13 protein-coding genes are annotated in these 21,272 nt (G+C 75.2%); all 13 read left to right on the forward strand.

From position 1 onward, the window contains the following. Positions 1–153: 153 nt before the first annotated feature. The 13 genes from ACFYNO_RS06390 to ACFYNO_RS06450 all read left to right on the forward strand — a co-directional run bounded on the left by ACFYNO_RS06390 (position 154) and on the right by ACFYNO_RS06450 (position 21,270). Positions 154–1,554, forward strand: a complete 1,401-nt coding sequence (locus ACFYNO_RS06390; protein WP_388006150.1) for an aspartate aminotransferase family protein — start codon at positions 154–156, stop codon at positions 1,552–1,554. Next, on the forward strand, positions 1,551–2,849 hold the full coding sequence (locus tag ACFYNO_RS06395) for an LD-carboxypeptidase (protein WP_388006153.1): 1,299 nt from the start codon (positions 1,551–1,553) through the stop codon (positions 2,847–2,849). The genes ACFYNO_RS06390 and ACFYNO_RS06395 overlap by 4 nt, the downstream gene beginning before the upstream one ends. Beyond that, positions 2,833–3,075, forward strand: a complete 243-nt coding sequence (locus tag ACFYNO_RS06400; RefSeq protein WP_388006156.1) for a phosphopantetheine-binding protein — start codon at positions 2,833–2,835, stop codon at positions 3,073–3,075. Before ACFYNO_RS06395 ends, ACFYNO_RS06400 begins: the two co-directional genes overlap by 17 nt. 2 nt (positions 3,076–3,077) lie before the next feature. Then, positions 3,078–4,550, forward strand: coding sequence for an AMP-binding protein (locus tag ACFYNO_RS06405; protein WP_388006159.1), 1,473 nt, complete (start codon positions 3,078–3,080; stop codon positions 4,548–4,550). Continuing rightward, the gene (locus ACFYNO_RS06410) at positions 4,547–5,866 is read left to right on the forward strand and encodes an AMP-binding protein (protein ID WP_388006162.1); all 1,320 of its coding nucleotides are present in this window, start codon (positions 4,547–4,549) and stop codon (positions 5,864–5,866) included. Before ACFYNO_RS06405 ends, ACFYNO_RS06410 begins: the two co-directional genes overlap by 4 nt. A 62-nt stretch (positions 5,867–5,928) precedes the next feature. Beyond that, on the forward strand, positions 5,929–6,894 hold the full coding sequence (locus ACFYNO_RS06415; protein WP_388006165.1) for an ABC transporter ATP-binding protein: 966 nt from the start codon (positions 5,929–5,931) through the stop codon (positions 6,892–6,894). Then, positions 6,891–7,697, forward strand: coding sequence for an ABC transporter permease (locus ACFYNO_RS06420; protein ID WP_388006167.1), 807 nt, complete (start codon positions 6,891–6,893; stop codon positions 7,695–7,697). Before ACFYNO_RS06415 ends, ACFYNO_RS06420 begins: the two co-directional genes overlap by 4 nt. After that, the gene (locus ACFYNO_RS06425) at positions 7,694–8,470 is read left to right on the forward strand and encodes an ABC transporter permease (protein ID WP_388006169.1); all 777 of its coding nucleotides are present in this window, start codon (positions 7,694–7,696) and stop codon (positions 8,468–8,470) included. Before ACFYNO_RS06420 ends, ACFYNO_RS06425 begins: the two co-directional genes overlap by 4 nt. A gap of 49 nt (positions 8,471–8,519) precedes the next feature. Beyond that, positions 8,520–9,866: a condensation domain-containing protein gene (locus ACFYNO_RS06430; protein WP_388006172.1), complete on the forward strand. Its 1,347-nt coding sequence runs from the start codon at positions 8,520–8,522 to the stop codon at positions 9,864–9,866. Positions 9,867–9,926: 60 nt separating this feature from the next. Beyond that, positions 9,927–18,860, forward strand: coding sequence for an amino acid adenylation domain-containing protein (locus ACFYNO_RS06435; protein WP_388006175.1), 8,934 nt, complete (start codon positions 9,927–9,929; stop codon positions 18,858–18,860). Next, on the forward strand, positions 18,844–19,947 hold the full coding sequence (locus ACFYNO_RS06440) for an ornithine cyclodeaminase family protein (RefSeq protein WP_388006178.1): 1,104 nt from the start codon (positions 18,844–18,846) through the stop codon (positions 19,945–19,947). Before ACFYNO_RS06435 ends, ACFYNO_RS06440 begins: the two co-directional genes overlap by 17 nt. A gap of 69 nt (positions 19,948–20,016) precedes the next feature. Then, on the forward strand, positions 20,017–21,009 hold the full coding sequence (locus tag ACFYNO_RS06445) for a sigma-70 family RNA polymerase sigma factor (protein WP_388006181.1): 993 nt from the start codon (positions 20,017–20,019) through the stop codon (positions 21,007–21,009). A 57-nt stretch (positions 21,010–21,066) separates the two neighbouring features. Continuing rightward, positions 21,067–21,270: a DUF4287 domain-containing protein gene (locus ACFYNO_RS06450; protein WP_388006184.1), complete on the forward strand. Its 204-nt coding sequence runs from the start codon at positions 21,067–21,069 to the stop codon at positions 21,268–21,270. Positions 21,271–21,272 lie beyond the last annotated feature (2 nt).

The raw sequence follows: 21,272 nt of genomic DNA on the forward strand, positions 1-21,272 counted from the left end.
CCGGGTCCGACCGGTGCGGGCGAGGCGGTTCATAATGCTGAACTTATGTGTCCGAACCATTCTCCGGAATGACCTTGCAGGGCCCGTTGTTTTCGGACAAACTCATGCCCGGCAGGACTGGCACGTACACTTCGGGCGGCTCGGGGGCAGGCAATGACCAAGGATTTGAAGTCCCTGGCAGACGACCACCTGTGGTTGCATTTCACGGACATGGCGTCGTACCGCGGCACCGTCCCGGTCATCGTCCGGGGCGAGGGCGCCCGGATCTACGACCTGGAGGGCCGCGAGTACCTGGACGCGCTGTCCGGGCTCCTGGTCGTCCAGGCCGGGCACGGCCGCCGGGAGCTCGCCGAGGCCGCGGCGCGGCAGGCGGCGCAGCTCGGCTACTTCCCGCTCTGGGGCCACGCCCACCCGCAGGCGATCGAGCTGGCCGAGCGGCTGGCCGCGCACGCCCCCGGCGACCTCAACAAGGTCTTCTTCACCACCGGCGGCAGCGAGGCGGTCGAGACCGCGTGGAAGCTGGCCAAGCAGTACTTCAAGCTGGTCGGCAAGCCGCTCAAGCACAAGATCCTCAGCCGCACCATGGCCTACCACGGCACCACCCAGGGCGCGCTCTCCATCACCGGGATCCCGGACGCCAAGAAGCTCTTCGAGCCGCTGGTCCCCGGCGCCCGCCGGATCCCGAACACCGACCTCTACCGGGCCGCCGAGGCCACCGGGGTGCCCGAACTCGCCGCCGATCCCGAGCGGTTCGGGCGCTGGGCAGCCGACCAGGTGGAGCGGGTGATCCTCGCCGAGGGGGCCGACACCGTCGCCGCCGTGATCGTCGAGCCGGTGCAGAACGCCGGCGGCTGCCTGCCGCCGCCGCCCGGCTACTTCCGGCGGCTGCGGGAGATCTGCGACGCGCACGACGTGCTGCTGGTCTCGGACGAGGTGATCTGCGCCTTCGGCCGGCTGGGCACGCTGTTCGGCTGCGAGCGGTTCGACTACGTGCCCGACATCATCACCTGCGCCAAGGGCATGACCTCCGGCTACTCGCCGATCGGCGCGGCCATCGTCTCGGACCGGATCGCCGCGCCGTTCTACCGGCGCGGCGGGATGTTCCCGCACGGCTACACCTTCGGCGGGCACCCGGTCTCCGCCGCGGTCGCACTGGCCAACCTCGACCTCTTCGAGCGGGAGGGCCTGCTGCGCAACGTCCGGGAGAACGAGGCCGGCCTGCGCGCCTCCCTGGAGGGCCTGCTGGACCTGCCGATCGTCGGCGACGTCCGCGGCGAGGGCTACTTCTACGGCATCGAGCTGGTCCGGGACCGCGAGACCCGGGAGCCCTTCACCCCCGAGGAGTGCGAGCGCCTGCTGCGCGGGCCCGGCGGCCTCTCCGAGACGCTCTGGGAGTCCGGCCTGTACTGCCGCGCCGACGACCACGGCGAGCCGGTGATCCAGCTCGCGCCGCCGCTGATCTGCGGTCCCGAGGAGTTCGGCTTCATCGAGCAGGTGCTGCGCACGGCGATCACCGCCACCTGGAAGCGGTTCGAAAGCGCGCGGGACCGGTGAGCACCAGTCCCGGGGCCGGCCGGCTGGAGCAGGTGGCCGCGGCCTGGACCTCGGCCTTCGACGGCGCGCGGCACCCGGCCACGGCGAACTTCTTCGACGTCGGCGGCACCTCCCGGCACCTGCTGCGGATCGTCGCCGAGCTGCGGGAGCTGCCGGGCGCCGAGCACGTCACGGCCCAGGACGTCTACCGGCACCCCACCATCGAGGCGCTGGCCGGCGCGCTGGCGGCCCGGTCCGGGCCGGCCGGGGCCGCGACCGGTCCGCGGGTGCCGGCCCCGGCCGGCCCGGGCGACGGCATCCGGATCGTCAGCCCCGGTTTCCCGACCCTCGCCCACCTGCCGGACCGCGCCGCCCGGGGCGTCGCCGCCCTGGAGGCGCTGGGGTTCGCGGTCAGCTTCGGCGAGCACGCCTTCGCCCTCTCTCCGGACGGGCGGACCGCCGGCCGCCCGGAGCAGCGGGCCGCCGACGTCATGGCGGCCTTCGAGGACCCCGGGGTGGCGGCGATCCTGGTCTCCGACGCCGGGGAGGGCAGCCGGGAGCTGCTGCCGCTGCTCGACGCGGCGGTCATCGCCCGCAACCCCAAGCCCTTCGTGGGCTTCTGCGACACCGCCTTCCTCCAGCACTACCTGGCGCTGGAGGCAGGGCTCGGCTCGGCCTACGGCTGCTCGCTGATGGTGCACCTGGGCGACGCCGGCGGACCGATGCCGGAGACCACCGACCACCTGCTGCGCACGCTCGGCGCGGGGCCGCTGGAGTTCCGGCCGGTCGGCTCGCGGTCCCGGCCGCTGACCACGTGGTTCGATCCGGCGGTCGAGGGCTCGCAGCGGGTGCGCGACGTCCCGGGCGGCTGGCACTGGGCCCGCGGCGGCTCGGCCCAGGGGCCGCTGCTCGGCGGTGAGGTGTCGCAACTCGCGGACATCGCTGATGAGTTCGGTATGAGCTATCAGGGCGCGGTGGTCTTCGTCGACATCACCGAGGAGCACACCACGCCCCCGCTGTGGCTGCTCGGCCGGCTGTTCCGCCAGGTCGACCTGTCCGGGGCCGCCGGGCTGGTGATCGGGGTCAACCCGCAGGCCGAGCCGGCGGTGTGGGCGCGTCAGATCACCGCGCTGCTGGACCGGTTCCTGCCCGGTACCGACTTCCCGGTTCTGGTGAACGCGGACATCTGCCACATGGCGCCGTGCTGGACGGTGCCGTTCGGCGAGCCGGCCGTGCTCGACGAGCACCGCGGCCTGCTCTTCCCCCGCCAACCCCTTCCTCCCACGCCAAGGAGCGCGGATGTCTGGACCCGGTGACGAGCTGGAGTCGTCCCTGACGGCGATCTGGCGCCGCTGCCTGGCCGTCGAGGCGGTCGGGCCCGACGACGACTTCCTCGACCTGGGCGGCGACTCGCTCGGTGCGCTGGCCATCCTGGCCGAGCTCGAACGCGACCACGCCGTGTCGGTGGACGTGTTCGAGCTGATGATGGCGCCGACCGTGCGCGAGCTCGCCGCCGTGGTCCGGTCGAAGTCGGCGTCCTGACCGTGATCGACCTGCTGCGGATCGGCGAGCACGGCCCGGACTCGCGGGCGCTCCTCGTCGACGGCCACCCGATCACCCGTCAGGAGCTCGCCCGGCTCGCCGACTCGGTCGCCGCCGCGCTGGCGAGCGGGCGCAAGGCCGTGGTCTGGCTGGCCGGCGACCGCGACCTGTCGACCGTGCTCGGCTACCTCGGCGGCGTCCGGGCCGGGCACGCGGTGGCCTTCCTGCCGTGCGGCCAGGACCGGGCCCGGGCGGAGGCCATCCTCGACACCTACCGGCCCGAGTTCGTGGTGCCGACGCCCTGGCTGGCCGGCGTCCTCGCCGAGCGCGGCTACGCGCCGCGCGACACCGGCACCGCCTGCGAGCTGTTCGCCCGCCGCGCGGGCGGCCCGGCCGACACGTCCGAGGAGGTCGCACCGGAGCTGCTGGTGCTGCTGAGCACCTCCGGCTCGACCGGCAGCGCCAAGGCCGCCAAGCTCTCCGCCGAGGCGGTGGCCGCCAGCACCGCGGCGATCACCGAATCGCTGGCCGTCGGCCCGGGCGACCTGGCGGCCACCAGCCTGCCGGTCCGCTTCTCCTACGGCCTGTCCGTGCTCAACACCCACCTGTGGGCCGGCGCCGCGGTGCTGCTGACGGCGCAGAACCCGACCGCGCTGCGGCACTGGCAGGAGCTGATCGCCGCCCGGGTCACCGCTTTCTCGGCCGTGCCGACCACCTACCGGGCGCTCGGACCGGCCCACCAGCGGCTGTTCGCCGAGTCCGCGGTGCGCACCATGACCACCTCCGGCGGGCGCCTCGACCCCGCGGTGCAGGAGCACTGGTGGCGGCTGCTGGAGCGGCGCGGCGGCGCGTTCCACCCGATGTACGGGCAGACCGAGTCCACCGCGCGGATCACCTGCATGCCGGCCGGGGCGCTGCCGGAGCGGTTCGGCTCGGTCGGCACCGCCGTCCCCGGCGGCCGGGTCTGGACCGACCCCGCCCTGCCGGAGGGCGCGGCGGCGCCGGGCGAGGGCGAGATCTGCTTCAGCGGCCCGGGCGTGATGTCGGGCTACGCGCTCGGCCGCGCCGACCTGGTCCGCTGCGGCCCGCCGCAACCGGTGCTGCGCACCGGCGACCTGGGCCGCCTGGACGGCGGCTTCCTCTACGTGACCGGGCGGCTCAAGCGGATCGCCAAGATCTTCGGCTACCGCGCCAACCTCGACGAGGTGGAGGGCCGGCTCGACCAGTCGGGCGGAGAGCTCGCCGTCACCGCCACCGACGAGCGGGTCACCGTCTTCGTCACCGACGCGGCGGGCGAGGACTGGGCGCAGGCCCAGCGGCGCGGCGCGGTCGAGGCGCTCGGCCTGCCCGACGCCTGCGTGCTGCTGCGCCGGATCGGCGCGCTGCCGCGGACCCCGAACGGCAAGACCGACTACGCGGCCCTCGCCGCGGCCGGGCCGGCCGCGGTCGGGGCCGGGTCCGGGGCGGCGCGATGACCCGCACCATCGGCGACCGCCTGCGCCAACTGGCCGGCGAGCTCGGCGACCGCCCGGCGGTCGTGGCCGTCGACCCGACGGGCCGTCAGGAGGCGGTCGGCTGGCGAACGCTGTCCCGGCTGGTGGACGAGCGCTCGCGCGCCGCCGCCGCGTCCGGCCGGGCGGTGACGCCCGTCGCGCTGCACAACGACACCGAGGGCATCGCCCGCCTGCTCGGCGCCTTCGACGCCGGCGCCCTGGTGCTGGTGCTGGACGCGGCGGCGCCGCCCGCCGAGCAGGAGCGGCTCACCGCCGAGGCGCACCGGCTGGCCGCGGGCACGCCCACCGGCTACCTGATGGCCACCGGCGGCTCCACCGGCCGGCCCAAGCTGGTGCTGCGCCCGCGACTGCCGGGGTACGACGAGCGCCGCACCCCGTCGGCGCTCTTCCGGGCGACCGGCTGGCGCAGCGGCCGGACCCAGCTGCTGGCCGGCCCGCTGCACCACACCGCGCCGCTGGCGCACCTGGTCGAGGCGCTGCTGACCGGCACCACCCTCGTGGTGCCCGCCGTGTTCCGGCCGGACGCGGTGCCCGGCCTGGTGGCGGAGCACCGGATCGAGTGGACCCAGCTGACGCCCGCCCACCTGCGGATCCTGGAGCCCCTGCTGGATGCGCCGGACAGCCCGCTGCGGCGGCTGCGGGGCGTGCTGCACACGGCCGCGCCCTGCCCGCCGGCCACCAAGCGGCGGTGGATCGAGGCGCTGGGCGGCGACCGGGTGCACGAGACCTACGGGAGCACCGAGGGCACCGGCGTGACGCTGTGCAGCGGGACCGAGTGGCTGGCCCGGCCGGGCACGGTCGGGCGCGGCTTCCTGACCCAGGTGCGGATCCTGGACGCCGGGGGCGCGGTGCTGCCCCCCGGCCGGCCGGGCACGGTGTACATGCGCACCGTCGGCGCCGGCAGCGCCTTCCGCACGGTGGGCGACCGCGGGCACCTCGACGAGGACGGCTACCTGTTCCTGGCCGGGCGCACCGACGACCTGGTCATCATCGGCGGGGAGAACGTCGACCCGCACGAGGTGACCGCCGCGCTGCTCGGACACCCGGAGGTGGCGGACGCGGCGGTCTTCGGCGTCCGCGACGACACCTTCGGCGTCTACCTGCGCGCCCTCGCGGTGCCGGCGGCGGGAGCCGCGGTCGACGCCGCGGCGCTGCGCGAGCACCTGGCGGCCCGGATCGCCCCGCACAAGCTGCCGGCCGTGATCCGCCTGGTCCCGGAGCTGCCGCGGTCTGCCGCCGGCAAGTTGGCGGCCGGGCTCCGCCGCCCGGTGCCCTGAGCACGGCCGTCCGGACGACCGAGGGCCCAGGCCAGCACCCCCCAGACAAGGAAGTGGTTCGGATGCAACACCCCGCCATCGCCATCGAGGCCCTGGCGCGGACCTTCCGCGGGCCCCAGGGACGGGTCAAGCGGGCGGTGGACGGGCTCTCGCTGACCGTCCAGCGCGGCGAGATGGTCGGGCTGCTCGGACCCAACGGGGCCGGCAAGACCAGCACCGTCAAGATCCTGATGACCGTGCTGCTGCCGACCGCCGGCCGGGCCGCCGTGCTCGGCCACGACGTGGTCCGGGACGCGCAGACCGTGCGGCGGCTGACCGGCGTCATCCTCGGCGGCGACGCCGGGCTGTACGCCCGGCTGTCGGCCCGGGACAACCTGCTGCTCTTCGCCGACCTCTACGGCATCCCGTACCGGGAGCAGAAGCGGCGGGTGCCGGAACTGCTCGACCGGGTCGGGCTGCTGGGCAGCGAGCGCAAGCGGGTGGAGACCTACTCGCGCGGCATGAAGCAGCGCCTGCACATCGCCCGCGGGCTGCTGCACGACCCCGAGGTGGTGATCCTGGACGAGCCGAGCAACGGCATCGACCCGGTCGGCGCCCGGGAGCTGCGCGCCCTGGTCCGCGAGCAGGTCCGCCAGGAGGGCCGCACGGTGCTGCTGACCACCCACTACATGTTCGAGGCCGACGAACTCTGCGACCGGGTCGCGGTGCTGCGGGACGGCCGGAAGATCGCCGAGGGCACCCCGGCCGCCCTCAAGAAGGAGACCGACGGTCAGGTGGTGCTGACCGTGCGGGCCGCCGGCGTCACCGCCGAGCACCTGGCCCGGCTGCGGGCGCTGCCGGGCATCCGCTCGGTGAACCTGACCGAGCAGGACGCCGGGCAGTCCCTCGACATCCACAGCGGCCAGCAGCGCGACGTCACCGCCGGGGTGCTGGCCGAACTGCGCGAGCTGGAGGTCCGCGAGGTGCTCAAGCGCGAGCCCACCCTGGAGGACGCCTACGTCGCACTGATCTCCGGGGAGCGGGGATGACGGCGCCGACCGCCGCGCGCGGCGGACTGCGGACCGCGACCGGCTTCGTGCTGCGGGCCTGGCGGCTGGAGCTGTGGCAGCTCACCCGCTCCCAGCTCTACCTGTTCCAGTGCGTCATGCTGCCGCTGATCTTCGCCTCGCTGGCCTTCTTCATGTTCCGCGGCTCGGCCCGGCACACCGCGCCGGTCGACGTGGCGCTGAGCGCGGCCCTGATGGGCATGTGGTCGGCGACCCTGCTCGGCTCCGGCAACGCGATCAACCGGCTGCGCTGGACCCAGCTGCTGGAGCCGCTGGTGGCCAGCCCCCGGTCGACCTTCCTCTTCACGCTGCCGTTCGCGCTGGCCACCGCCTCGCTGGGGGTCTACGGCCTGGCCGCCACCCTGCTGTGGAGCGCATTGCTCTTCGGCATGCCGCTGCACGTGGCCGACCCGGCGGCGTTCGCCGCGGGGGTCGGCGTCACGGTGGCCGCCGTCGGGATGCTCGGGCTGCTGATGGCCTCGGCCTTCATCCTCTACCCGACCGCGCAGTCGCTGGCCAACTTCTTCGAGTACCCGGTCTGGATGCTCAGCGGGATGCTGGTGCCGGTCTCCGCCCTGCCGGGACCGGTCCGCTGGGTCTCCTTCCTGCTGGCGCCGACCTGGGGGGTCAAGGCCCTGGAGGGCGCGGCCGACGGCGGCCCGGGCGCCTGGCCGGCCGTCGGCGCCTGCGCGCTGCTCTGCGCGGCCTACGTCGCCGTCACGCTGCTCCTACAGAAGAGGTTCGAATGGCTGGCCCGATCCAGCGGCACGCTGGCCCTGCAGTGACGCTGCGACTGTTCTTCGCCGCCGGCTGGCGCTCGCACCGGGCGCTGTTCCACTGGCTGCGGCCCTCCGCGTTCATCCCGACCGTGCTGGGCATCCCGGTGGTGCAGCTCGTCTGGTTCGTCCACCTCGGCCGCTACCTGGGCACCTATCCCACCGAGTACTACGTGCTGGGCAACGCGCTGAACGCCTGCGCGCTGGCCGGCCTGTTCGCCCCGGCGATGTCGATCCAGGGCGAGCGGTTCAGCGGCACGCTCAACGCCGTGCTGGCCTCCCCGGCCAACCGCGCGGTGATGTTCGGCGGCCGGATCGTGCCGGCCGCGGTGATCGGCGCGCTCACCACCGCGGTGATGCTGCTGCTCGGCACGGCCCTGGGCTGGCTGCACGTCCCGCTCGGCGCGCTGCCCCGGCTCACCGCGGCGATCCTGGTCACCGCGCTCTCCTGCAGCGCCTGCGGAATGCTGATCGGCGCCATCGGCCTGCGCACCCGGGAGGCGACCTTCCTCGCCAACCTGGTGCTCTACCTGCTCCTGCTGCTCAGCGGGGTGAACATCCCGCTCGACCGGCTGCCCGGCTGGCTGGCCGCGGTCGGCGCGCTGCTGCCGATGTCCCAGGGCATCGAGGCGGCCCGCGACGCGCTCGCCGGCACCCCCGGGACCGCAGTCCTGCTCGGCTGGGAGCTGCTGAAGGCGGCCGTGCTGCTGGCGGCGGCCCTGCTGCTGCTGCGGGTGCTGGAACGGGCCGCGCGGGCCGGGGCCGCGCTCGACGAGGCCTGAGCCCGCGGGCCGGACCACCCACGGAAACGGACGAGAGGAACACCGGGCGATGACGGACGACCGGACCACCGCGCTGGCCTACGGGCAGCTGTCGGTCTGGCGGGTGCTGGAGAACTGGCCGGTGGACCGCTGGCCGGAGACCTACCTCAGCGCCGCCGTGCCGATCCCGGCCGGCTGCCGGCCGCAGCAGGCCGTCGAGGCCTTCGGCCGGCTGAGCGACCGTCACGAGTCGCTGCGCACCCTCTTCACCGACGGGCCGGACGGGCCGCGCCAGCGGGTGCTGCCGCCCGGCGGGCGCGACGGGGTGGCGGTGGTCGAGTGCCCCGGCGCGACCGAGGCCGCGGCCGAGGAGGCCGGCCGCCGGCTCGCGGACCGGCCGTTCGACCGGGAACGGGAGTTCTCCCGCCGGTTCGCCGTGGTGACCGACGCCGGCCGCCCGACCCACGCCGTCATGGTCCTGGACCACCTGCTCGCCGACGGCTTCGCGCTGGTGCGGCTGCGCCGGGAGCTGGCCGCGCTGCTGGGCGCCGACGCTCCCGACGGGCGGGACTGGCTCGCCGAGACCCCGGCGCAGCCGCGCGAACTGGCCGTCCTGCAGCGCTCGGAGGCCAACCGCCGGCGCCGCGAGGCGGCGCTCGGCTACTGGCGGCGGCTGCTGGACACACTGCCCGCCGAGCTCTTCCCGGTGCCGGACGACGCCGGGCACCGGCCCGGCCGGATCGAGGCGGTGCTCCGCTCACCGGGCACCCGCGCCGCCCTGGGCCGGGCCTGCGACCGGCTGGGGATCCTGCCCCAGGGGCTGATGCTGGCCGTGACCTCGCTCGCCACGGCGGTGGTGACCGGCACCGACCGGGTGGTGCACACGCTGCAGTCGAGCAACCGCGTCACCGCGCCCTGGCGGACCATGGTCAGCTCGATGAACCAGTTCGCGGTGCTGCCGCTCGACCTCGGCGGTGCGCCCGACTCCTTCGCGGCCTATGCCAGGCAGGTGCAGGGCGGCTCGCTCCGGGCCTACCACTTCGGCAGCTACGACATCGACGAGGTGAACGCCCTGGTCCGCGCCGAGCGCGGGATCACCCTGGGCTTCGACCACTTCTTCAACTTCATGGCGACCGACGTGCCGGTCGGCCCGGACCCCGCGCCCGACGGCGCCCCGGCCCCGGCCCGGATCGAGGCCACCCGGCCCAACCGGCAGATCGGCCCGCGCTTCGACGTCAAGGTGTGGAGCGGCCCGGACATGCCGGTCATCATCCGCACCGACCCGCGGCTGCTCGGCCAGGACCGGCTGCACGACCTGCTCGGCTGGTTCGACGAGGAGCTGCACCGGCTGGCCGCGGGCGAGCCGGTCGGCGTGGCGGCGGCGCTCGAGCGCTGCGCGGCCGCCGTCGCGGGCTGAACCGGGAGCCGCCGGGCGCCGCCGCCCGGGGCAGAGCAACGTACCGACAGGAGGAGTCCCATGCCGGCGCCCACCGAGGCCCACCGACCGATGCTGCCCGAGCTGTTCGAGGCGCAGGCGGCCCGTACGCCGACTGCGCTGGCGGTGGCGGACGGGCACGAGGCGGTGGACTACGCGGAGTTGAACGCGCGGGCGAACCGGCTGGCGCACCGGCTGATCGCGGAGGGGATCGGCCCGGAGCGGATCGTGGCGGTGGCGCTGCCGCGCTCGGTCGACCTGGTCGTGGCGCTGCTCGCCGTGCTCAAGGCGGGCGGCGCCTACCTGCCGATCGACCCCGGCCACCCGGCCGACCGGCTGGCGTACACGCTGGCGGACGCGGCCCCGACAGCCCTGCTCACCGACACCCCGACCAGCCGGCTGCTTCCGCCGACGACCGCCGAGGTGATCGACCTCGACCTGCCCGACGGCGCCCGCCGTCCCGCGACCGACCCCGGCCGGGCGCCCGAGCCGCGGCACCCCGCCTACGCCCTCTACACCTCCGGCTCCACCGGCCGGCCCAAGGGCATCGTCGTCCCGCACGGCGCGCTGGCCGCCTTCCTGGCCGCCATGCGGCGGGTGGTGCCGCTCGGTCCGCGGGACCGGCTGCTGGCCGTCACCACCGCCGCCTTCGACATCGCCGCGCTGGAGTTCTTCCTGCCGCTGCTCGGCGGAGCCGGTGTGGTGGTGGCCGGCCCGGAGCAGGCCCGGGACGCGGCGGCCCTCGCCGACCTGCGGGCCCGGTTCGGCGCCACCGTGCTGCAGGCCACGCCCTCGCTCTGGTCGGCGCTGCTGGCGGAGCGGCCGCAGGCGCTGCGGGGCCTGCGGATGCTGGTCGGCGGCGAGGCCCTGCCGGCGCGGCTGGCCCGGGAGATGACCGCGACGGGCGCGGAGGTGGTCAACCTCTACGGCCCGACGGAGACCACCATCTGGTCGACCGTCCAGCGGATCGGCCCGGCCGACGCGGGCCCGCCGCCGATCGGGCGCCCGATCGAGGGCACTGCCGTTCACGTGCTGGACGGGGGGTTGCGGGCGGTGGCGGTGGGGGTTGCGGGGGAGTTGTACATCGCGGGGGCGGGGTTGGCGCGGGGGTATCTGGGGCGGCCTGGGTTGACGGCGGAGCGGTTCCTGGCGGATCCGTTCGGGGCGCCGGGGTCGCGGATGTACCGCACGGGTGATCTGGTGCGGTGGAACGCGGCCGGGGAGCTGGAGTACCTCGGGCGCACGGACCACCAGGTGAAGGTGCGCGGCTTCCGGGTGGAACTCGGCGAGATCGAGGCGGCGCTGACCGGCCACCCGGCGGTGGCGCGGGCGGCGGCGGTGGTGCGCGAGGACCGGCCGGGCGACCAGCGGATCACCGCCTATGCGGTGGCGGTGCCCGGACGGGACGTCAGCCCGGCGGAGTTGCGGCGGGTGGCGGTGGAGCGGTTGCCGGGGTTCATGGTGCCGTCGGCGTTCGTGGTGCTGGCGGAGTTCCCGTTGACGCCGAACGGCAAGCTGGACCGGGCGGCGCTCCCTGCGCCGGTGGCGGAGGGCCGGCTGGTGGGGCGGGGGCCGCGGACGGAGCGGGAGGAGGTGCTCTGCCGGCTCTTCGCCGAGGTGCTGGGCGAGGCGTCGGTGGGGGCGGAGGAGGACTTCTTCGCGCTGGGCGGGCATTCGCTGTTGGTGACGCGGCTGGTGGGCCGGGTGCGGGTGGCGCTGGGGGTGTCGCTGCCGGTGGCGGCGGTGTTCCGGCATCCGACGCCGGCGGCGCTGGCGGCCGTTCTGCACGGGGACCGCGAAGACCGCCCGCCGCTGGTGCGGGCCGCCGGCGCGGTGGAGGTGGTGCCGTTGTCGCCGGCGCAGCGGCGGCTGTGGTTCCTGAACCGGTTGGAGGGTCCTAACGGGACGTACAACCAGCCCGAGGCGCTGACGCTCGACGGTCCGTTGGACGTCGCGGCGCTGTCTGCGGCGCTCGATGACCTGATGGAGCGTCATGAGCCGCTGCGCACGCTCTTTCCCGAGGTCGACGGCGAGCCGTACCAGCAGGTCGTGCGGGCCCGGGTCGCGCCGGACTTCGTGGAGGTGGCGCCCAACGGGCTGTCGGCGGCGCTGGCACGGGCCGCGCGAGGGCCGTTTGATCTGACGGTGGATCTGCCGTTGCGGGCGACGCTCTTCCGGCACGGGCCCGAGCGGCACACCCTGCTGCTGGTCGTCCACCACGTCGCCACCGACGGCTGGTCAGCGACGCCGTTCTCCCGGGATCTGTCGGCCGCCTACAACGCCCGGGTGCGGGGAGAGGTGCCGCGGTGGGAGCCGTTGCCGGTCGGCTACGGCGACTACGCGCTGTGGCAGCAACGGCTGCTCGGCACCGATGCCGAGCCGACGCCCACCCGCACCGCCCAACTGGCCTACTGGACGAAGCAGCTGGCCGATCTGCCGCCCACGCTGGAGCTGCCGGCCGACCGCCCGCGTCCCGCCACACCCTCGCACCGCGGCGGCACGGTGCCTGTCCGGATCGGTCCCGAACTCACCGCCCGGCTGGCTGAGTTGGCGCAGTCCGCGAACAGCACGATGTTCATGGTGCTGCAGGCGGCGCTCGCGGTGCTGCTGACCCGGCACGGCGCCGGGACGGACGTGCCGATCGGCGTCCCGACCGCGGGCCGCACGGACCCGCAACTCGACGACCATGTCGGCTTCTTCGTCAACACGCTGGTGCTGCGCAACGACACCGCCGGAAACCCGGGCTTCCGCACCCTGCTGCAGCGCATCCGCGAGACCGACCTACAGGCCTACAGCCACCAGGACCTGCCCTTCGACGACCTGGTCACCGCCCTCAACCCGCCCCGCAGCACCGCCCACCACCCGCTCTTCCAAGTCCTCCTCGCCTTCCAGCACACCACCCCGCCCCACTGGGACCTCGACCGCCTCACCACCACCCCCCGAACGGTCGGCTCCACCACCGCCAAGTTCGACCTCGGCTTCTCCTTCGAGGAGCGGCGCACCGCGGGCGGCGCGCTGCACCGACTGGACGGGAGCATCGAGTACGCGGCCGACCTCTTCGACGCCGCGACGGTCGAGGCCTTGGCGGGGCGCTACCTCAACGTCCTCGCGTCGGTCGCCGCCGATCCCGAGGTCCGGCTCGCCTCCGTCGCCGTGCTCGGCCCGGAGGAGGAGCGCCGCATCCTGGTCGACTGGAACGACACCGGGTCCGCCGTGCCGGCCGTCCCGGTGCCCGAGCTGTTCGAGGCGCAGGCGGCCCGTACGCCGACTGCGCTGGCCGTGGCGGACGGGCACGAGGCGGTCGACTACGCGGAGTTGAACGCGCGGGCGAACCGGCTGGCGCACCGGCTGATCGCGGAGGGGATCGGCCCGGAGCGGATCGTGGCGGTGGCGCTGCCGCGCTCGGTCGACCTGGTCGTGGCGCTGCTCGCCGTGCTCAAGGCGGGCGGCGCCTATCTGCCGATCGACCTCGGCTACCCCGACGCCCGGATCGGCCACCTGCTCGACGACGCGGCCCCCGGCGTCGTCCTGGCCACCGGCGAGTTCGCCGCTCGCGGGCTGAGCTCCGGCGCCGAACTGCTGCGGCTGGACGACCCCGAGGTGGCGGCGGACCTCGCCGGCCGGCCCGCGGCGAACCCGGTCGACGCCGACCGCCGGGCGCCGGTCTCCCAGCTGACCGCCGTCTACGTCATCTACACCTCCGGCTCCACCGGCCGGCCCAAGGGCGTCGTGATGCCCACCGCCGGCCTGGTCAACCTGCTGGTGCAGCACGCGGCGGCCTACCCGGGCGGGCCGGGCGTGCGGACGGCGCAGTTCACCGCCATCGGCTTCGACTTCTCGGTGCAGGAGATCCTCTCGCCGCTCGTCATGGGCAAGGCCCTGGTGATCCCCGGTGACGAGGTGCGGCGGACCTCCTCGGATCTGGCCGACTGGCTGGCGGAGCAGCGGATCAACGAGCTCTTCGCGCCGAACCTGGCCATCGACGCCCTGGTCGAGCACGCCGAGGAGAGCGGCCGCCGGCTGCCGGAGCTGACCGACCTGCTGCAGGGCGGCGAGGCGCTGGTGCTGGGCGACCGCCTCCGCCGGTTCCTCGCGGACCGCCCGGGACGCAGGATCCACAACGTCTACGGCCCGGCCGAGACCCATGCGATGACCTTCCACACCATGGCCGGCGAGGTCGCGCAGTGGCCGCCGACCGCCCCGCTGGGCCGGCCGTTCGGGAACGTCCGCGGCTACGTGCTGGACGGGGGGTTGCGGGCGGTGGCGGTGGGGGTTGCGGGGGAGTTGTACATCGCGGGGGCGGGGTTGGCGCGTGGGTATCTGGGGCGGCCTGGGTTGACGGCGGAGCGGTTCCTGGCGGATCCGTTCGGGGTGCCCGGCTCCCGGATGTACCGCACGGGTGATCTGGTGCGGTGGAACGCGGCCGGGGAGCTGGAGTACCTGGGGCGCACGGACCACCAGGTGAAGGTGCGCGGCTTCCGGGTGGAACTCGGCGAGATCGAGGCCGCCCTGACCGAGTGCCCCGGGGTGGCGCGGGCCGTGGTCCTGCTCCGCGAGGACCGGATCACCGCCTATGCGGTGGCGGTGCCCGGACGGGCCGTCAGCCCGCAGGAGTTGCGGCGGGTGGCGGTGGAGCGGTTGCCGGGGTTCATGGTGCCGTCGGCGTTCGTGGTGCTGGCGGAGTTCCCGTTGACGCCGAACGGCAAGCTGGACCGGGCGGCGCTGCCCGCGCCCGGGGCGGAAGGCCGGCGAGCGGGCCGGGGGCCGCGGACCGTGCAGGAGGAGGTGCTCTGCCGGCTCTTCGCGGAGATCCTGGCGCTCCCGGGAGTCGGGGCGGAGGAGGACTTCTTTGCGCTGGGCGGGCATTCGCTGCTGGTGACCCGGCTGGTGGGCCGGGTGCGGGCGGCGCTGGGGGTGTCGCTGCCGGTGGCGGCGGTGTTCCGGCATCCGACGCCGGCGGCGCTGGCGGCCGTTCTGCACGGGGACCGCGAAGACCGCCCGCCGCTGGTGCGGGCTGCCGGGGCGGTGGAGGTGGTGCCGTTGTCGCCGGCGCAGCGGCGGCTGTGGTTCCTGAACCGGTTGGAGGGTCCGAACGGGACGTACAACCAGCCCGAGGTGCTGACGCTGGACGGTCCGTTGGACGTGGCGGCGCTGTCTGCGGCGCTCGATGACCTGGCGGAGCGTCATGAGCCGCTGCGCACGCTCTTTCCCGAGGTCGACGGCGAGCCCTGCCGACGGGTTCTCCGGGCGGGCGTCGCACTGGCCCGCACCCAGGTGGCGCCCTCGGCTCTCGCGGCCGCACTGGCACGGGCCGCGCGAGAGCCGTTCGACCTGACGGTCGATCTGCCGCTGCGGGCGACGCTCTTCCGGCACGGGCCCGAGCGGCACACCCTGCTGCTGGTCGTCCACCACGTCGCCACCGACGGCTGGTCCACCGCTCCCCTCTCCCGTGACCTGTCGGCCGCCTACAACGCCCGGGTGCGGGGCGAGGCGCTGCAGTGGGAGCCGTTGCCGGTCGGCTACGGCGACTACGCGCTGTGGCAGCAACGGCTGCTCGGCACGGATGCCGAGCCGACGCCCACCCGTGCCGCCCAACTGGCCTACTGGACGAAGCAGCTGGCCGATCTGCCGCCCACGCTGGAGCTGCCGGCCGACCGCCCGCGCCCCGCCACGCCCTCGCACCGCGGCGGCACCGTCCCGATCCGCCTCGGCACGGACCTCACCGGACTGGCGCAGTCCGCGAACAGCACGGTGTTCATGGTGCTGCAGGCGGCGCTCGCGGTGCTGCTGACCCGGCACGGCGCCGGGACGGACGTGCCGATCGGCGTCCCGACCGCGGGCCGCACGGACCCGCAACTCGACGATCACGTCGGTTTCTTCGTCAACACGCTGGTGCTGCGCAACGACACCGCCGGGAACCCGGGCTTCCGCACCCTGCTGCAGCGCATCCGCGAGACCGACCTACAGGCCTACAGCCACCAGGACCTGCCCTTCGACGACCTGGTCACCGCCCTCAACCCGCCCCGCAGCACCGCCCACCACCCGCTCTTCCAAGTCCTCCTCGCCTTCCAGCACACCACCCCGCCCCACTGGGACCTCGACCACCTCACCACCACCCCCCGAACGGTGGGGACCGGAACCGAGCGGTTCGACCTCAGCTTCTACTTCGACCAGCCCGCCGGTTCCGGCACGCCGACCGGCTACCTCTCCTACGCGGAGGACCTGTTCGACCGGACCACCGCCGAGCGGCTGGTCGCCCGGCTGGACCTGGTGCTCGCGGCGGTGGCGGCCGATCCGGACCTGCGGCTCGCGGACGTCCCGATCCTCACCGCGCGCGAGGAGCAGGCGATCCTGGGCGGCTGGAACGACACCGCGCGCGGGCTCGCCCCCGGCACCCTGATCGGCCCCGTCGGGGAGCAGGCGGCCCGCACCCCGGAGGCAGTCGCCCTCGTCTTCGGCGAGCAGACCGTCGGCTACGCCGAACTCGACGCCCGCGCCAATCGGTTGGCGCACCACCTGATCCGGCGCGGGGTGCGGCCGGGCAGCCCGGTCGGGATCGCGCTGCCGCGCTCGGTCGACCTGGTCGTGGCGCTGCTCGCCGTGCTGAAGGCCGGGGGCGCCTACCTGCCGCTCGATCCCGACTACCCGCCCGCCCGCCTCGACGCCATGCTCGAGGACGCGGCGCCGGCCTGCGTGCTCACCGACGCCCTGACGGGAAGCCGGCTGCCGCTGTGCGCAGGTCCGCTGGTGGACCTCGGCGCCCTGGACCTCTCCGGCCTGCCCGCCACCGCTCCGGACCGCGCGCCCGCACCGGGGCAGCCCGCCTACGTCATCTACACCTCCGGCTCCACCGGCCGGCCCAAGGGCGTGGTCGTCAGCCACGCCGCCGTCCACAACCGGCTGGCCTGGATGCAGCACGCCCACCCGCTGCGCCCCGGGGACCGGGTGCTGCAGAAGACCCCGTCCAGCTTCGACGTGTCGGTCTGGGAGTTCTTCTGGCCGCTGCGCGAGGGCGCCACCCTGGTGCTGGCCGAGCCGGGCGGGCACCGGGACGCCGCCTACCTGGCCCGGACCATCCGCCGGGAGCGGGTGACCGTCTGCCACTTCGTCCCCTCCCTGCTCCGGGTCTTCCTCGCCGAGCCCGCCGCCGCCCGCTGCGACGGGCTGCGCCAGGTCTTCTGCAGCGGCGAGGCGCTGCCGCGCGAGGTGGTCCGGGAGTTCCAGCGCCTCCTGCCGGGCGTGCCGCTGCACAACCTCTACGGCCCCACCGAGGCGGCGGTCGACGTCACCGCGCACACCTGCGCCGCGGGCGATGCCGGGCCGGTCCCGATCGGCCGGCCGGTCTGGAACACCCGCGGGTACGTGCTCGACGGTGCGCTGCGGCTCTGCCCGCCCGGCGTGCCCGGTGAACTCCACCTGGCAGGAGCCCAGTTGGCGACCGGCTACCACGCCCGCCCGGGGTTGACGGCGGAGCGGTTCACGGCGGACCCGTACGGTCCGCCCGGCTCCCGGATGTACCGCACCGGCGACCTGGTGCGGTGGAGCGCGGCGGGCGAGCTGGAGTACCTGGGCCGGACCGACCAGCAGGTCAAGGTGCGCGGCTTCCGGATCGAGCTCGGCGAGGTCGAGGCCGCCCTGACCGCCCACCCCGGGATCGAGCGGGCCGCCGTGGCGCTGCGCGAGGACGGTGCCGGGGGCGGGCGGCTGGTCGGCTACGCCGTCCCCGGCGACGGCGGCCTGCCCGCGGCGGAGCGGCTGCGCGAGTTCCTCGGCGCGATGCTGCCCGACCACATGGTGCCGTCCCGGTTCGTCGCGCTGGACGAGCTGCCGCTGACGCCGAGCGGCAAGCTCGACCGCGCCGCGCTGCCGGCGCCCGGCCGGATCGAGGCGGCCGCGGGCCGCGCCCCCGGCTCGCCGCTCGAAGCGGCGCTCTGCCGGCTCCTCGCCGAGGTGCTGGGCCTACCGGAGGTCGGCGCCGAGGACGACTTCTTCGCCCTGGGCGGCCATTCGCTGCTCGGCATGCGCCTGCTCACGCGGATCCGCACCGAGCTGGGTGCCGACCTGCCGGTCCGGGCGCTGTTCGGCGCGCCCACCGCGGCGGGGCTGGCGGCCAGGGTGCGGGCCCGGCCGGCCGCCGAGGAGGGTCCCGAGGGCTTCCTGGGGCTGCGGACCGGGGGCGACCGGGCGCCGCTCTTCCTGCTCCACCCGGCCGGCGGCTTCGGCTGGGCCTACGCCCGCCTGCTGGCCCACCTCCCCGCCGGACACCCGGTGTACGCGATCCAGGCGCGCGGGCTGGACGGCGGCGAACTGCCCTCCAGCGTGGCGGAGATGGCCGAGGACTATCTCGCCGGGATCCGGCGGATCCGGCCGGACGGTCCGTACCACCTGGCGGGCTGGTCGTTCGGCGGCCTGGTCGCGCACGCCATCGGGGTCCGGCTGCGGGGCGAGCGGGCCGGGGTCGGCTCGCTGGTGCTGCTCGACAGCCATCCCCAGGGCGCCCCGGCGGACGAGGAGTTCGCCGACCCGGCCCGGCTCACCGCGCTCGCGGTGGAGAACCTCACCGGCCGCCTGCCGGACCCGGCCGCGCTCCGCGCGGACACCGGCGAGCAGGCCGTCCGGCTGGTCCGGGAGGGCTGCCCGCCGCTGTCCGGGGCGACGGACCGCCAGATCCGGGACGCCCTGAGGGTCGGCGCGAACAACCTGACCCTGATGCGGGGGCACCGCCCCGGCGTCTTCGACGGCGACCTGCTGCTGCTCACCGCGGAGCGCGACCGCCCCGAGCCCGGCCGCTGGGGCGACTGGGGTCCCCACCTCACCGGCCGGCTGGCCTCCGTCCCACTCGACTGCGGGCACCACGACATGGTCGCCACGGCGGCGGCGCGGATCGGCGCGGCCCTGACCGAGCGGCTGGGCCGGCTCCCCGACGACCCGTCATCCACCGACACCGACAGGACCTGCCATGCCGATGCCCACTGACACCCTGCTCCTCTCCGGCGCCGACCTGCACCGGCTGATGGCCCAGGTCGGCCGCGACCGGCTGATGGACCAGATGATCGACCGCCTGGAGGCGGCGTTCCGCACGGCCGACCGCGACGGCGCCGGCACCCCGCCACGGGCCGGCTTCACCACCGGCACCTCCCGCGCCGGGGTGCTGGAGTGGATGCCGCACCACGAGCCGGGCCTGGCGGCCACCGTGAAGCTGGTCTCCTACGCGCCGGAGAACCCCGGCCGGCACGGCCTGCCGACCATCCTCGGCACCCTGGCCCGGATCGACGACCGGACCGGCCACCTGGTGGCGATCGCCGACGCGGCCCTGCCCACGGCGATCCGCACGGGTGCCGCCTCGGCCGTGGCCACCCGGCTGCTGGCCCGGCCGGACAGCGACACCGTGGGCCTGGTCGGAGCGGGGGCCCAGGCCGTGACCCAGCTGCACGCCCTCTCCCGGGTGCTCGACATCCGCGAGGTGCTGGTGCACGACACCGACCCCGCGCACCGCCGCTCGTTCGCGCGCCGCGCCTCCTTCCTCGGCCTGGAGGTGCGGGAGGCGCCGCTGGCCGAACTGGAGGCCCGGGCGGACGTGATCTGCACCGCGACCTCGGTGGAGGTCGGCGCCGGCCCGGTACTGCGCGGCGAGCGGCTGAAGGAGCACCTGCACGTCAACGCGGTCGGGGCGGACCTCCCCGGCAAGGTGGAGGTCCCGCTGCCGCTGCTGCGGGCGGCGTACGTCTGCCCCGACCACCTGGGCCAGGCGCGCCGGGAGGGGGAGTGCCAGCGGCTGGCGGCGGGCGAGATCGGCGCCACGCTGCCCGAGCTCTGCCGCACGCCCCGGCTCGCCGACCCGCTCCGGGTCCGCCGGACGGTCTTCGACTCCACCGGCTTCGCGCTGGAGGACCACGTCGCGCTGGACCTGCTGATCGCGCTGGCCGAACTGCACGGCATCGGCGAGCGGGTCCGGCTGGAGGCCGGCCCGGCGGACGCGCTGGACCCGTACTCCACCCCGCGCGGCGCCGCCGCCACCGCCGCCGTGCTGCCGCACCGGACGCCGTTGGCGCGGATGTACTGAGGCGGGCTCCGCGGCACCGGCCGGACAGGACCGATGATCTTGGTCAGTGGTGGCGGCTAGGGTGGCGCCATGGCTGTGACAGTGGATCGCGGGGACGTCGCCGAGCGCCTGGAGCCCTTCCGGCGGGAGCTGACCGGGTACTGCTACCGGATGCTGGGCTCGGCCTTCGAGGCCGAGGACGCGGTGCAGGAGACGATGGTGCGGGCCTGGTCGAAGTTCGACGGGTTCGAGGGGCGGTCGGGGCTGCGCACCTGGCTGTACCGGATCGCCACCAACGTCTGCCTGGACATGGTGCCGGCGGCGCAGCGGCGGGCGCGGCCGATGGATCTGGGGGCGCCCGGGTCGGCGGTGGCGCCGGACCTGGGGCAGCTGGAGGAGCGGATCTGGGTGGGGCCGGTGCCCGACGGGCGGGTGCTGGCCGGGGATCCGGCCGAGGTCGCGGTGGGGCGGGAGACGATCCGGCTGGCGTTCGTGGCGGCGCTGCAGAAGCTGCCGGCCCGGCAGCGGGCGGTGCTGATCCTGCGGGAGGTGCTGGCCTGGTCGGCGGCCGAGACCGCGGAGCTGCTGGGCACGTCGGTGGCCTCGGTGAACAGCGCGCTGCAGCGGGCCCGGGCGACGATGGCGGAGAGCGGGGCGGACGCCGGCGAGCCGGTGAAGCCGATGGACGGAGAGCAGCGGGAGCTGCTGGCGAAGTACGTGCAGGCCTTCGAGGCCTTCGACATCGACGGGCTGGCCGCGCTGCTGCACCAGGACGCGGTGCTCAACATGCCGCCGTTCCGGCTCTGGCTGGCGGGGGTGGCGGAGCTGCGCGCGTGGTGGTCGGGCGTCGGGAGCGGATGCCGCGGCTCCCGGCTGGTGCCGGTGGAGGCGAACGGGATGCCGGCCTACGCGCAGTACCGCCCGGCGGAGGACGGGGACGGCTGGACGCCCTGGGGGATCACCGTGCTGGAGGTCTCCGACGGGCGGATCGGCACCATCACCAACCACATGGACACCGAGCGGCTGTTCCCGCTCTGGGGGCTGCCGGACCGGCTGCGGGAAGGGACCGGCGCCGGGCGATGAGTTCGGGCGGCGCGGTCCGTCAGTAGTGGTGAGGTCGGAGAGAAGGAGAGAGAAGAGATGAGCAGTGCACCGGTGAAGGGCCCCGCGAGCTACTTCCCCTCGATCGAGCAGAAGTACGGCCGCCCGATCGCGGAGTGGAAGGAGCTGATCCGCAGCTCGCCGCTGACCAGGCACATGGAGCTGGTCGCCTGGCTGAAGGCCGAGCACGGCCTCGGCCACGGGCACGCCAACGCGCTGGTCGCGCACACCCTGGCGGAGTGACG

It is taken from the genome of Kitasatospora sp. NPDC006697 (assembly GCF_042869935.1).
GTDB lineage: Bacteria > Actinomycetota > Actinomycetes > Streptomycetales > Streptomycetaceae > Kitasatospora.

What these genes read in the sequence shown, in the direction of transcription:
- ACFYNO_RS06430 (WP_388006172.1), top strand. Translation starts at nt 8,520, where the DNA reads ATGACGGACGACCGGACCACCGCGCTGGCCTACGGGCAGCTGTCGGTC.
- ACFYNO_RS06415 (WP_388006165.1), top strand. Translation starts at nt 5,929, where the DNA reads ATGCAACACCCCGCCATCGCCATCGAGGCCCTGGCGCGGACCTTCCGC.
- ACFYNO_RS06420 (WP_388006167.1), top strand. Translation starts at nt 6,891, where the DNA reads ATGACGGCGCCGACCGCCGCGCGCGGCGGACTGCGGACCGCGACCGGC.
- ACFYNO_RS06410 (WP_388006162.1), top strand. Translation starts at nt 4,547, where the DNA reads ATGACCCGCACCATCGGCGACCGCCTGCGCCAACTGGCCGGCGAGCTC.
- ACFYNO_RS06445 (WP_388006181.1), top strand. Translation starts at nt 20,017, where the DNA reads ATGGCTGTGACAGTGGATCGCGGGGACGTCGCCGAGCGCCTGGAGCCC.
- ACFYNO_RS06390 (WP_388006150.1), top strand. Translation starts at nt 154, where the DNA reads ATGACCAAGGATTTGAAGTCCCTGGCAGACGACCACCTGTGGTTGCAT.
- ACFYNO_RS06450 (WP_388006184.1), top strand. Translation starts at nt 21,067, where the DNA reads ATGAGCAGTGCACCGGTGAAGGGCCCCGCGAGCTACTTCCCCTCGATC.
- ACFYNO_RS06400 (WP_388006156.1), top strand. Translation starts at nt 2,833, where the DNA reads ATGTCTGGACCCGGTGACGAGCTGGAGTCGTCCCTGACGGCGATCTGG.
- ACFYNO_RS06435 (WP_388006175.1), top strand. Translation starts at nt 9,927, where the DNA reads ATGCCGGCGCCCACCGAGGCCCACCGACCGATGCTGCCCGAGCTGTTC.
- ACFYNO_RS06440 (WP_388006178.1), top strand. Translation starts at nt 18,844, where the DNA reads ATGCCGATGCCCACTGACACCCTGCTCCTCTCCGGCGCCGACCTGCAC.